We start from the raw sequence: 13,215 nt of genomic DNA on the forward strand, positions 1-13,215 counted from the left end.
ACACAGTGCAGTCGGCAGGTGTACCCTGTTAATCATTAATAGCTGATGCAGTGCGCCTGCCGGGAGGGCTGATGAAACCTGCACCTCGCATACTGACCTTTCTTGCTCTCTCGCTGGTGGCATTGCCTGCCTGGGCGGCCACGCCGTTGGCCATCGAGGATGGCATCCTGATCCTGCTGCTGGGGCTTTTGCTGATCGGCATTGAAGCCGTCACACCCACCTTTGGCGTGGTGGGACTGCTGGGGTTGCTGGTTTTTGTGGCCGGCGCCTCGATGATGGTCAACGCGGGTCTGTTGCCCGGTGGAGATAGCGCCTTGGGTATGGGACTGGTCGTTGCTACTGCGCTGCTGCTCGGCGCTTTTTTACTCTGGATCGTGATGCGCTTTTTGCGCTTTCGCCACATCACCCCGATGGGCGGGCGCGAGGAGGTCATCGGCGCCGTGGGTGAAGCCACGCGGCGCTTTACCGAGCATCATCAGGGGGATTATCACGGTTATGTGCGCGTTCAGGGCGAGCGGTGGCAGGCGCGCAGCACCACGCCCGTGGCAGAAGGCGAGCAGCGTCGTGTCAGTGAGGTACACGGCCTTGTGCTGATACTCGACGCAGCCTCATCCACGGATCATGCAACACCCACGCACGAATAATTCACCAGGCCCTGTCAGGGAGACATTACATGCTGAGCTATCTGATTCCCGTTGTTGTCATTGTGTTTATTCTTGCCGCTTCGGTGAAGGTGCTGCCCGAATACAAGCGCGGCGTGGTGTTCTTTCTGGGACGCTTTCAGGGCGTGAAGGGCCCGGGGCTCTTTTTCATCGTGCCCGTGATCCAGAAGATGGATACGGTGGACCTGCGTACCGTCACGCTGGATGTGCCGGGGCAGGACGTGATCTCTCGCGACAACGTCACGGTACGGGTCAATGCAGTGGTCTATTTCAAGGTGGTCGACCCCGAACGCGCCATTATTCAGATCGAGAACTATGGCATGGCCACCAGCCAGATTGCGCAGACCACGCTGCGTTCGGTGCTGGGCAAGCATGATCTCGATGAAATGCTTTCCGAACGCGATCGTCTCAATGATGACATTCAGACCATCCTTGATCAGCAGACCGAGGCGTGGGGCATCAAGGTGTCCAATGTCGAGATCAAGCAGGTCGATATCAGCGAGGACATGGTGCGCGCGATTGCCCGTCAGGCCGAGGCCGAACGTGAACGTCGCGCCAAGATCATCGCGGCCGAAGGGGAGATGCAGGCGTCCGAAAAGCTGGTGGAAGCCGCCGAGATCATGTCGAAAAATCCGGCTGCATTGCAGCTTCGCTATCTGCAGACGATGAGCGACATGAGCAACAAGAATGCTTCGACCATCGTGTTCCCGCTGCCGCTGGAAATTACCAAAATCTTTGAGCAGATGCGCGGAAGTACCAGGGACTGAGTCAGGCATTGACCAGGTCAGACGTACCGCAAAATTCATCAATTTAACCTATGCTGTAACCTGCACCGATTGGGTCACTCAGGGAGATGGAAACATGCAGAAAACGACTACACTGGGCGCCGCATTGCTGGCAGGCCTGTTGAGCGCCGCACCGGTCATGGCCGACAAGGCGCCGGAAACCGACAATATCAACGACGTGCCAGCCGGCAATTACACGATCGATCCGCTGCACTCCAAGATTACCTGGGGCGTGGATCATTACGGCTTCTCGCACTATGAAGGCCAGTTTGCAGACCTTTCCGGTGAGCTCAGGCTTGGTGAAGAGCCCGGCAACAGCAACCTGAAAATCCAGATTCCGCTGAACAAGGTACTGACCGGCAGCGATCTGGGTGAGCACCTGCAGGGTGAGGATTTCTTCAACAGCGCCGAGTACGGTACGGCCACCTTTACCTCTACCAGCATCGAAATCGATGGTGACAACGAGGCCACCATTACCGGTGATCTGGCACTCAACGGTCAGACACATCCGGTCGAGATTGAAGCCGAATTCAACCGCGGCGGCATTTATGCCTTCGATGAGAAATACCACATCGGATTTAGCGGCGAAGCCACGATCAAGCGCAGCGACTACGCCATCAATTACCTGCTGCCCGAAGACGATAAGCAGGGCATCAGCGATGAAGTCACGCTGAGAATCGAAGCTGAATTCGTACCTGAACAGACAAACTAAGCGCTGTATTCACTGGGCAGGCGTTTTTCTGCCCTGCGTACCGGGGGCCGTGATGTTGATCACGGTCCCTTTTTCATGCCGGCGCTGAACGCATCATGCGCTACCCCGGGATGCACAATGACGGTTGGGCTGTTAGACTGCGCCGCAATTGATGACCTCCTTGATGAGTTGACACAATGATCTCGATGCCTGTCACGACCTCCTGGCGCCTTACGCCACCCTGAGCCCTTCAGGGATAACCGCTCACCCGAGTGGCGCACTCGCACGAGTGCTTTAGTCGTGACGCCTCTGGCGTCAAATCTCCGTGGTTTTGTTTGAAATCCTGACCTGAAGATTGAATACCATCGCGCGCCACCCATTGGCTGGCCCGCACGCCCTGTCATGTTTCTAACGGGACAATGGTATCTGAACCATCGTGTAGCGCTGGTCGGCATCCGGCCCTGCGCATTCATGTCCTGTCGCCTTGTGTCAGCCCATGGGACAGGCCATCCATATTCAGGCCCGGCGCACAGCGTCAGGCCGCTGGCAGCAATAGCGTGCGTCTTCCTTTGAAGACGCCATGAATTTTTCAACCGCAGAAGGGAAGATGAGCATGAGAGGCTCAATAAGACAGAACTGGTTTTCCAACGTGCGCCCTGACGTATTGTCAGGACTGGTGGTCGCGCTGGCGTTGATTCCCGAGGCGATCGCCTTTTCGATCATCGCAGGCGTTGACCCGCAGGTCGGGCTTTATGCGTCATTTTCGATGGCGGTGGTGATTGCCATTACCGGCGGGCGCCCGGCGATGATTTCAGCGGCGACCGGTGCCATGGCGCTTTTGATGGTGACCCTGGTGCGCGATCATGGTCTTGAGTATCTCTTTGCCGCGACCATCCTGACCGGCCTTTTGCAGGTGCTCTGGGGGGTATTGAAACTGGGCAGCCTGATGCGCTTTGTGTCCCGCTCGGTGGTCACCGGTTTCGTCAACGCCCTGGCCATCCTGATCTTCATGGCGCAGCTGCCGGAGATCACCGGCGCCAATGCCACGCTGACGGTCTACGCCATCATGCTGGGTGGTCTGGCCATCATCTATCTCTTTCCGTATGTGCCGAAGGTGGGCAAGGTCATTCCCTCACCGATGGTGTGTATCGTGTTGATGACGGCCATCTCCATGATCATGGGCCTTGATGTTCACAAGGTGGGTGACATGGGTGAGCTGCCCAGCAGCCTGCCAGTATTTCTGATGCCCGATATTCCGCTCAATCTCGACACGCTCATGATCATCTTTCCCTACGCGCTGACGCTTTCCGTGGTGGGGCTGCTGGAGTCGATGATGACCGCCACAATTGTCGATGATCTGACCGATACCCCCAGTGACAAGAACCGCGAGTGCCGCGGGCAGGGCATTGCCAACATCGCGACCGGCTTTCTGGGCGGCATGGCCGGCTGTGGCATGATTGGTCAGACCGTGATCAACGTGAAATCCGGTGGCCGTACGCGCCTTTCCACCATGACCGCTGGCATCGGCCTTTTGATCATGGTGGTGTTTCTCGGTCCCTGGGTGGCGCAGATTCCGATGGCAGCACTGGTCGCAGTGATGGTCATGGTCTCGATCGGCACCTTTGACTGGGGCTCGATTCGCGATCTGCCCAAAAAGCCGCTGACCACCAATATCGTCATGCTGGCCACCGTAGGTGTCACCGTGGCGACGCACAACCTGGCCATGGGGGTTCTGGTGGGCGTGCTGCTGGCGGCGCTCTTTTTTGCCAACAAGATCGGTCGCATGTTGCATATCGACAGCGCGCTCGACGAGCAGGGCGGCGCTTCCCGGCGCACCTATCACGTGCGCGGGCAGGTCTTTTTTGCCTCAACCACCCGCTTTGCCGATGCCTTTGACGTCAAGGAGGCCGTGGACCGGGTCTGTGTCGATGTCACCCATGCCCATTTCTGGGACGTCACTGCCGTTGAGGTACTCGACCGGATTGTCATGAAATTTCGCCGCGAAGGCACCGAGGTCGAGGTCATCGGACTCAACGCCGCCAGTCAGACCATGGTTGACCGCTTCGGGGTGCATGACAAGACCGAGGGCGTGATTGAGCCGGGCGGTCACTGAGCGGCGATTTCATGATCCCGGGCGGCGGCACCGGCGCCCGGGATGAACCACACTCGAAAGATGATTCGCGTTTGGGGAGATTCACATGAGCAGAACCACCATTGCCTGCTTCGATGAGCAGGCCCGCGCCGACAGCGCCATCGGTGACTACGCCGCCTGGGCGGCACGCCGACTCAGGACGCCGCTGTGTCTTTTGCACGTGCTGGAGCACCATGGCTATCGTCCCGAGGACTACTCGGGGCAGATCGGGCTGGGTGCCCGCGAGCAGATGCTCGAGCAGATGACCGAGGAAGAAGGCCGGGCCGCCCGACAGGCACGCGAACAGGGACGCCAGATGCTCGAGGCGCTTCAGGCGCGGCTGGCGGATGATACGCTGACCCCCGAGGTGCAGCAGCGTCACGGGGTGCTGGGAGAAACGCTTCGCGAGCAGTGTACGCATGACGATCTGCTGGTGCTGGGGCGCTGTGGTCATCAGCATGACTGCGGTGAGGGGCGCGGTTCACTGGGCGCGCACCTGGAAGATCTGGCGCAGCATCTGGAGGTTCCCATGCTGATCGCTCCGGAGCGCTTTCGCGTGCCGGCGCGCGCCATGGTGGCCCTTGACGGCAGCGAGCGCGGCCTTGAGCAGCTCTCGCGTCTGGCGCAGCGGGGCTGGCTTGAAGGCTTGGAGACGCATGTGGTTCATGTCAGTGAGCCCGCCGATGAACGTCCAGCCGAGCGCGGTGCCCGGCTGCTGAGTGCGGCAGGACTCAATGCGCAGGCGGTGACGCTGGAAGGCAACGCCGGACGCAAGCTGCCGGCCTACGCCCAGGAGCACGAGATTGATCTTGTAGCCATGGGCGCCTACGGGCACAGCTCACTGCGTCGGTTTTTGATGGGCAGCATGACGCACAAGCTGCTTGAAGCCATGCCGGGCGCTGTACTGCTGATGCGAGACCTGAAGTAGACATCCCTGGTGGCAACCGGGCCCCGGGCTTTGGCAGATGAGAAAGACACAAAAGGGCGCCCCATGGGGCGCCCTTTTTGACTGCCTGAAAGGTCAGCCGCTTTACTGACCCAGTGTGACCATATCGCCCTTGAAGGCAACTTCCGAGACCACGTTGCCGGCACGGCACTCATAGCGCTGGCTGTCCGGATTGGCACGCTGTTCGTAGTAGCTGGTGATATTGACGATGGCATTGGCACCGACCTGACGGGCACGGTCCTGCAGGGCCAGCAGCGACTGGAGTGCGGCCAGACGGCAGGATTCGGCATCGGTACGTAGCGCAGCGCGGACCTTGTTGGAGCTGTAAAAGCCGCCGCGACGGGTCTGAATAGCCGGGTGCTGCTGGTCGGCAAAGTAGAGCCGGATCGAGGGATCGAGTTTTTCCTGCGCTTCGGGCTGAGTCATGACCTCGGCCAGCGGCTGCATCAGAAAGGTGTTGCGTGCCTGTGCAGGGCCTGCCGTGGCCAGCATGATCAGGGCGCCCGTCATGGCAGCGGCCATGGAGACTTTAAAGGGCAGCTGGAAGGTCATCGAACATCCTCCGGGAGGTATCAAAAAGGCAGGGTGCACAATGTAGCCTGTCACACACGTTTGCGAAAGACCACGCCATCGCCACACCCGAATGCCTCAGTCTGAAAGTGGTTTGCGAAAGGCCTGAAAACAGTGCTGATTGCGCGGTAGCGCCACAATGCGATGGGCATCCAGGCCCGGCACCCTGACCGGCTCAAGACGGGCGAAGGCCGGAATATCCTCGGGGGCTACCCGGTTATAGGGCGGCTGGTCGTTCCAGCCCAGCAGCAACAGACCACCCGGACGCAGGCAGTCCACACAGGCACCAAAGGCCTGTTCGACGTCATCGTGCTCATTGAGCCCCCAGCCCAGCACGCCGTTGCACAGCACCGCATCCAGGCAGGCCCGGGGCATGTGATTGCCCAATGCCGTCAGGTTGCCCACGATATGCTGATCACCGCCGAAAGGGCGCTTGGCAGCGTCCAGGTCGATGGTCGTGACTTCCGTTTCTCCCAAAAGCGCCGGGTAGTGGTGGGTATACCAGCCACAGCCCACCAGCAGGACGCGCTGAATGCTTTCATCGCGCGCCAGCGCCGGCAGGATGGCGTTTTCAAACATGATGCGGTCACGATAAGGGTAGCGCAGCCGTACACCGTGGTGATCCAGCGTACGAAGGGTCGTGGCCGTCCAGCCGTACAGCGCTGCCTTGAACGTCATGCGTTGTCCCTTTCGTTATTGTCATGACCTCACAAAACACGCGAAAACGGCGTCTTGCCTGATGTCGGCCTGAAAAGGCGCGATCAGAACAGTCCACCGTTGACGGCAATCACCTGCCGGGTCACGTAACTGCTGTCGTCGGAACACAAAAAGCTGATCACGCCGGCGACCTCTTCGGCTTCCCCCATGCGCTGCATGGGCACGATCCTTTTGATTTCGACATCAACGCTTGCGGTCATGTCGGTATTGACCCAGCCCGGGGCAATACAGTTCACCGTGATCCTTCTTTTGGCCAGCTCCAGTGCCAGGGACTTGCTGGCCGCAATCAGACCGCCCTTGGCCGCACCATAGTTGACCTGGCCGCGATTGCCGATCACGCCGGCGGCAGAGGAGAGCACCACAATACGCCCGGGCTTGCGGCGCTGGATCATCGGCATGACCAGCGGCCTGAGCACATTGTAAAACCCGCCCAGATCAATATTGAGTACGCTGTCCCACTGCGCGTCACTCATGCCGGGGAAGGGTGCGTCCTGATGAAAGCCTGCGTTGAGTACCACGCCGTAATAGGCGCCGTGCTCGGCAATATCGGCTTCCAGACAGGTGCGGGCCTCCTCGCGTGCGCCCACATCAAAGCGCAAAAGACGCGCCTGTCGTCCCATGGCGGTGATCTCATCGACCACGGCGCGTGCCTGCGCTTCGCTGTGGCGGTAATGCACGACGATATCAAAGCCGTCGCGGGCCAGGCGCAGGGCGCCCGCCCGGCCGATGCCGCGACTGGCGCCGGTAATCAGGATGGTCTGTGACATGTCACGTTCCGATAGCAGGTGTGGAAATGAAAGCCAGTGCGCCGGGGATGGCCGGCGTCATACAGCATCTGTTTGCAGCACGCTCAGATTGGCGCTCGCCAGCCACCGGGGCTCGGGGGCTTCACCGGCCGGATAGAGGATGGCGTTGAAGGTACCCAGCCCGCTGTCGGCGACGGCGTCCACGGTAAGGAGGATCTCCAGCGGCTGGCCAAAGGGCAGATGGGCGACCTGTGCCTCGAACCGGCGTGCGCCCAGCAGCATGCCCTGACGGGGCGTGCCGCCCTCGCGGGGTTGCAGGGTCGACCAGGCGGCGGACGCCTGCGCCATCCACTCCAGCGCCACCTGCACCGGAATGCCGCGGGTGTCGGCAAAAAGATCCGTTGGTGACGGGGTCACGGCTACCACGATGCGCTCGGCATCGGCGTCCACCACGTGATCAAGCAGGCACATCGGCCCCTGGTGCGGCACCAGTGATGCGATGGGCGGCCAGGCCGCCGGGGCTGGACATGACTCATGCATCGCTGTGCTCCAGTACCAGAGCGGCGTTGTTGCCGCCAAAGGCAAAGGCATTGGAGAGTGCTGTTCGAGGCTGCCCGGAGGTGTTGGCGTCCACCAGCGACAGCGGCATCAGCGTCTCGTCCAGCGGTTGATCATGAGCGTGGCGGGGTAGAAAACCCCGGTCCAGCGCCAGCCAGCAAAAGGCCGCTTCAAGCGCGCCGGCAGCGCCCAGAGTGTGGCCGGTCAGAGCCTTGGTCGAACTGGCAGGGGGCTGTTGATCGCCGAAAACGTCATGAAGCGCCAGCGCTTCCATGGCATCGTTGTGGGTGGTGGCGGTGCCGTGCAGGTTGAGATAGTCGATCTCGTTAGGGCTGCGACCGGCCATGGCAAGCGCCTGTCGGATCGCGGTGATGGCGCCGCGGCCATCCGGGGCCGGCGCTGAAATGTGATGGGCATCCGAGCTTTCACCGTAGCCCGTGAGCTGAACGCCGCCGGGTTCCCGGGTCACGATGAAAAGGGCTGCGGCCTCACCGATGTTGATGCCGCGCCGCGCCGTGGTGAAGGGCTGGCACGGCGTGTCACTGATTGCTCCCAGCGCGTCAAAGCCGTTGACGGTCAGGTGACACAGCGTATCGGCCCCGCCGGCGATCACGGCATCGGCCTGGCCGGACAGCAGCAGTCGACGCGCCGCACTCAGTGCCCGGGCGCCCGAGCTGCAGGCCGTGGAGATGGTCCAGGCCGGCCCCGAGAGCCCCAGATGGGCGCGAATGAAGTGGGCCGGTGCGCCCAGCTCCTGATGGGCATAGCGGTAGTGTTCATCAAAGTCATTACCCGGGCCGGTACGGGCAATGGCCGCCTCGGTTTCCGAAATCCCCGAAGTGCTGGTGCCCATGACTACCGCAATGCGGTGTGGTGCATGACGTGCCAGGGCCTCGTCAAGCTGTGGCCCCAGCGCCTGCAGCGCCGTGGCGATGAGCCGGTTGTTGCGACTGGCATGCTCGACCGGCCAGCCTTCAAACGAGGCCAGAGAAGTCGTGACATCACCCAGCGCCAGTACGCGCCCCGGCGTATAGCGCTCGCTGTGGGTCAGTCCGCGCCGGCCCGTGGCAAGCGCGCCAGCGATGGTGTCGTGGTCGCTCCCAATGCTGCAGATCATGGCCGGCGAGGAGAGGCGGCAGTATCTGGACGTCATGGTGTCTCTCCGGGGCGGGCGTTATCGCCAAAGGGCGTGATAACCATGCGATAACCGATCTGAAGATCGGTCAGCACGTCATGCGCCTGGTCGGCGGGGTGTTCGATGGTATCAATGCGGACAATGAGCGTGTCACCGTCGAGAATCTCGCGTACTCGACCATGTTCAAAGCGCCGCTCGCGCACCTGCCACGCGCTGCTCTGGAAGGCGTCCTGTAGTTCTGATACGGGGCGCAGGCTCCACTCCAGACGCTGGGCAAACCATTGGGCCGGGAAGGGAGGCGTTTCCATGATCGACTGGGTGTAACGCGCGCCCTCATCATCACGGAGCAGGGTGAAAAGACGCTGACCGGTCGGCGTGGCAATGACCACACGCAGACCTTCATCGGAGAGGCGAATCACTGACAGCAGCGTCTGCTCCGGGCGTGAATCATCAAACGGTGTGATGGTCAGCTTGCGCTTGAGCGTCTGCGGCTCCCCCTGCCAGCCGGGTGAGGTCTGGGGTGCCATGGCAGGCGCGCTGCAGCCGGTCAGCAGGATGAGCATCAATAAAAGCGCACAGGGCCCCAGGCGCCGTGGCAGCAGGGGTAGTGGCAGAAAGGGCAGTGCTGTCATGCGGCATGTCCACACAGTTGGGCCAGGGTGTCGAGATGACGACGCGGCTGGCTGACAAAGGGGTTGTCGTCATCCCAGGCGTAACCTGCCAGCACGGCGCTGATCATGCGCCTCAGGTAGGCCGGCGGGTCGGGATGAAAAATGATGGCCGGCAGGCGGCCGTCATACCAGGCGTCCACAAAGGCGCGAAAGGTATCGATGCCGTGGCGCAGCGGGCGTTCGAAGTCACCCTGCCAGTCCACGTCACGGCCTTCGAGCTGTGCCCTGACCAGCGGTACGGCGAGTGAGGCCGAGCGCACCGCAATCGTCACGCCCGAGGAGAAGATGGGATCGAGAAACTCGCCGGCGTTGCCGAGAATGGCGTAACCCGGACCGGTGAGTGTGGTGACGTTGCGGCTGTAGCCGCCCAGCGCTGCGATGGGGCGGTGCGGCGTGTCGACCTCGAGCCAGTCATCCAGCTCGTCAAAGGCCTTGAAGCAGGCCTGAAAGCCCTGAACCTCGTCCGCTTCGGGGCCCGTCAGGTGCGCCAGCTCGTCAGAGGCGCCCACAAAACCCGTCGAGGCGCGGTCGTTGGCAAAGGGGATCACCCAGTACCAGACGTTGGCCTGCGAATGCAGCCCGATCTGGATCTTGGTGCGGTCGAAATCATGCGTGCTGCAGGCGTCGGGCTTGAGTGATAAATGGGTAAACAGGGCCTGGCGCTGGGTCAGGTGGGTTTCCTCCAGCGTGCCTTCCAGGCGTGCCAGCACCTGGGCCAGGCCGCTGGCATCGAGCACGAAGCGGGCCCGGAGCCGCCAGTGTTGGCCCTGCTCGTCACACACGGTCAACACCGGGGTCTGTGGGTGGCGTTCAAAGGCCGTGACCCGCTGGCCAAAGCGTACCGTCGCGCCACGCGCGCACGCCGCTTCGATCAGGCGTTGATCAAAGTCGGCGCGCTCGACCTGCCAGGCACGGCCCGTACCTTCGCTCGACTTGTCCTCGAAATCGATATCCACGCGCTGCTCACCGCGAACAAAGCGGGCGCCGTTTTTCATCTGATAGCCGGCGCCTTTGATCATGTCGGCCAAGCCTGCGTGCTCGAGATCCATCAGACACTGCGGCAACAGGCTTTCACCGATGGAAAAGCGCGGGAAGTGCGCCGCCTCGATCACGAGGACGCGAAGCCCGGCCTCGGCCAGCATGGCCGCCGCGACGGCACCGGCAGGCCCGGCGCCGATCACGGCCACATCGGTATCTTCCTCGGGTATCCCGGTTTCAGACATCATGGTCTCGGGCAGGCGTGATGCAGAAGGGGTCATGGCGTTATCCGTGGTCATGGGTAGTGTCATGAGGCCTGGTCCGAGCGTGAGGCGTTGTTGGCTCCCGGGACGTGCGCCGCTGTACCAGCGCGGTGAGCAGCCAGACGCTGGCCAGTCCGATCAGGGTCGTCATGCCGATGTGATGAAGCACCGGCGTGGCACTAAAGGCCAGAAGCCCGAAGGCCAGCAGGCTCGAGAGGATCGACAGCGTGATCGCAAGCCAGGCGTGATGCGCTCTGGGATGTTCCTGCATGAAGATGCCGGCGTCCAGCCCGATACCGAGTACCAGCAACAGCGCCAGCTGATGAAACAGATTGAGCGGCACCCCCAGCAGGGCATAGAGCGTCAGCACGGTCAGGATGGCACCGCCGGCCGGGGCGATCACCCGCCAGGTGCGCCACCGATAGCGCAGGGCCAGTATCACCGTCAGCGCGATGAGCGCCGCTGCCACCCACTGTGCGATCTGGCGGCGCAGCTTGCCCAGCACCTCACTGATCTGCCCGACCCGGTCGACAAGCTCGATATTCTCATCACTGCGCGCAAGACTTGCCAGCTGCTGGCGTGCATACGTATCGATCTCGCCGTTGAGCGTGATCATGCCGCCCATCTGGCCCTTGCCGATGTCGCCAAGCCAGAGACGCCGATCGCTTTCACCCAGCGGGCTGGCCAGCCAGCGCGCCAGCGCCAGCGGGGGCGAGCTTTCCAGCGTCTCAATGGCGCGCTCGTAAAGGGCCGGCGGCAGCCCCGCCGAGGCATACACACGATCCAGCTGTTGCTGATAAAGCTCACGGGCACGCGCCAGGTTGGCGTTCTGACGCGCCTTTGAGGGCACGTGTTCGGCCAGACTGGCATAGCCTCCCAGATGGCCCCCCTGAACCAGTGAATCCAGGACAGGAGAGAGCGATTCGGCGCGGCCGAGAAAGCCTTCGGTATCATGCGCGGTGATCAGCAGATAGACGGTACCGGTGTCGCGGCCCAGTTCCTGCTGAATCAGCGCCTCATCGCCCAGCAGCTGCTGTGACGAGGTGTTGATCAGGCGCAGGCTGTCATCGCCCTGCAGACGGAGGCCGGCAACGGCAATGGCCATGAGCGCCAGCACCAGCGCCAGGCGTGGCCCGAGCCGGCCACGCAGCCGGTCGAGCACTCGCCAGAGCCTTTCGGCCAGCGTCCGGGTGCCTTCTGTTGTCCGCACTCGCGTCAGCGGTAACCACAGCACCACCGTCAGCCAGGCACCCACCAGACCACAGCCGGCAAACACGGCCATCTGGCGAAGCCCCGGCATGGGCGTAAAGGCCTGCACCACATAGGCCATGACGCTGGTGACAAGCCCGAGTGCCAGTCCGGGCAGCATGTGCCGCAGCCGGAAATCGTGACCGGCGAGCGTGCGGGCGCACTGCAGGTGCAGTGCGTAATCAATCGCCACGCCGATCAGGCTGCTGCCAAAGGCAATGGTCAACAGGTGAATGCCCTGAAACCACCACAGCGTGATCGCCAGCGCAAACACACCACCGGTGACCAGCGGCAGCACCAGGGTGGCAATCGTGACCGGTGAGCGAAATACCACCAGCAGGATGAGCAGCACGCCGATCAGTGACCCCAGTCCGATCGTACTGATCTCGCTTTTGGCCTGATGGGCCCCATCGGCGGCGTGAAAGACCATGCCGGAGCGCCACAGGCGCGCCTCGGGATAGTCCCTTTCAAACTGCGTGATGGCATCCGTCAGGCGATCCTGCAGCCCGGTGTCCCAGGCATTGCCGGAAAGCGTACCGGTCATGACCACCAGTGCCCTGCCATCCACCTCAAGGGTGACCAGATCGCCCCGGGTATCAAAGCGGGTGGAGAGCTGACTGTCGAGCCAGTGATCCAGCAGTCCGAAGGGGTCACGTACCGGGTGCTGATCAAGCCCGGTGGGCATGACCAGCGAAGCCAGCGCCTGGCGGTGAAGAGCGTCGGTATCACCGCTGTCGATGGCGGCACGCAGCGTGTCGTCCAGCAGCCGGTAGCGCGACGGCCCCAGGACCTCGATCAGGCTGTCAAGCTGATAATCCCCCGGGCGATAGCGCAGCTGATCAACAACATCGGCGCTTTCAATATCCCGTGCCAGTGCGGCGGCGGCCTCGTTTGGATGCTCGGCATCCAGCAGCAGCACGAAGCGGTGGGTAAAGGGGGCGCCGAGCTGATCGTTGGCGCGATCAACCCCGGGTGACTGGTGGGTCTCGGGCAGCAGCGCCGTGATGCGGGTATCAAGGCTTGCCCCACGCAGCAGTTGCCAGCTGCCAAAGGCCAGGCAGGCCATCAACACCAACAACCATAAAAGGGCCGGCAGGCGCGAGGCGCGTGTCAT

General features: G+C 62.2%; 13 protein-coding genes. 5 read left to right on the top strand and 8 right to left on the bottom strand.

Going from position 1 to position 13,215, the window contains the following annotated elements; translation table 11 throughout:
• Positions 1–71 precede the first annotated feature (71 nt).
• The 5 genes from IE123_RS11840 (at position 72) to IE123_RS11860 (ending at position 5,197) form a co-directional block, all read left to right on the top strand.
• Positions 72–644: an NfeD family protein gene (locus tag IE123_RS11840; RefSeq protein ID WP_189518442.1), complete on the top strand. Its 573-nt coding sequence runs from the start codon at positions 72–74 to the stop codon at positions 642–644.
• Between the two features lie 29 nt (positions 645–673).
• Positions 674–1,429: a slipin family protein gene (locus IE123_RS11845; protein ID WP_189518444.1), complete on the top strand. Its 756-nt coding sequence runs from the start codon at positions 674–676 to the stop codon at positions 1,427–1,429.
• Positions 1,430–1,523: 94 nt separating this feature from the next.
• Positions 1,524–2,159 (top strand): YceI family protein, encoded by a 636-nt coding sequence (locus tag IE123_RS11850; protein WP_189518446.1) that lies wholly within the window; start codon positions 1,524–1,526, stop codon positions 2,157–2,159.
• A gap of 592 nt (positions 2,160–2,751) precedes the next feature.
• Positions 2,752–4,251 (top strand): SulP family inorganic anion transporter, encoded by a 1,500-nt coding sequence (locus IE123_RS11855; protein ID WP_189518447.1) that lies wholly within the window; start codon positions 2,752–2,754, stop codon positions 4,249–4,251.
• 85 nt (positions 4,252–4,336) lie between these two features.
• Complete coding sequence (locus IE123_RS11860) at positions 4,337–5,197, top strand: universal stress protein (RefSeq protein ID WP_189518449.1); 861 nt, start codon at positions 4,337–4,339, stop codon at positions 5,195–5,197.
• Between the two features lie 102 nt (positions 5,198–5,299).
• On the opposite strand, the gene IE123_RS11865 is transcribed toward IE123_RS11860, so the two are convergent.
• The 8 genes from IE123_RS11865 to IE123_RS11900 form a co-directional block, all read right to left on the bottom strand.
• Positions 5,300–5,767, bottom strand: a complete 468-nt coding sequence (locus tag IE123_RS11865) for an excinuclease ATPase subunit (RefSeq protein ID WP_189518451.1) — start codon at positions 5,765–5,767, stop codon at positions 5,300–5,302.
• A gap of 96 nt (positions 5,768–5,863) precedes the next feature.
• Positions 5,864–6,463: a class I SAM-dependent methyltransferase gene (locus IE123_RS11870; protein WP_189518453.1), complete on the bottom strand. Its 600-nt coding sequence runs from the start codon at positions 6,461–6,463 to the stop codon at positions 5,864–5,866.
• A gap of 83 nt (positions 6,464–6,546) precedes the next feature.
• Positions 6,547–7,269: a 3-oxoacyl-ACP reductase FabG gene (fabG, locus tag IE123_RS11875; protein WP_189518454.1), complete on the bottom strand. Its 723-nt coding sequence runs from the start codon at positions 7,267–7,269 to the stop codon at positions 6,547–6,549.
• Positions 7,270–7,326: 57 nt separating this feature from the next.
• The gene (locus IE123_RS11880) at positions 7,327–7,788 is read right to left on the bottom strand and encodes a hotdog family protein (protein ID WP_189518455.1); all 462 of its coding nucleotides are present in this window, start codon (positions 7,786–7,788) and stop codon (positions 7,327–7,329) included.
• Positions 7,781–8,959: a beta-ketoacyl-ACP synthase gene (locus IE123_RS11885; RefSeq protein WP_229819731.1), complete on the bottom strand. Its 1,179-nt coding sequence runs from the start codon at positions 8,957–8,959 to the stop codon at positions 7,781–7,783. The genes IE123_RS11880 and IE123_RS11885 overlap by 8 nt, the downstream gene beginning before the upstream one ends.
• Positions 8,956–9,573, bottom strand: a complete 618-nt coding sequence (locus tag IE123_RS11890; RefSeq protein WP_189518456.1) for a DUF3261 domain-containing protein — start codon at positions 9,571–9,573, stop codon at positions 8,956–8,958. Before IE123_RS11890 ends, IE123_RS11885 begins: the two co-directional genes overlap by 4 nt.
• Positions 9,570–10,901, bottom strand: a complete 1,332-nt coding sequence (locus tag IE123_RS11895) for an NAD(P)/FAD-dependent oxidoreductase (RefSeq protein WP_229819732.1) — start codon at positions 10,899–10,901, stop codon at positions 9,570–9,572. The genes IE123_RS11890 and IE123_RS11895 overlap by 4 nt, the downstream gene beginning before the upstream one ends.
• Positions 10,876–13,215: an MMPL family transporter gene (locus tag IE123_RS11900; RefSeq protein ID WP_189518458.1), complete on the bottom strand. Its 2,340-nt coding sequence runs from the start codon at positions 13,213–13,215 to the stop codon at positions 10,876–10,878. Before IE123_RS11900 ends, IE123_RS11895 begins: the two co-directional genes overlap by 26 nt.

Source organism: Kushneria pakistanensis (assembly GCF_014652795.1).
Lineage (GTDB): Bacteria > Pseudomonadota > Gammaproteobacteria > Pseudomonadales > Halomonadaceae > Kushneria > Kushneria pakistanensis.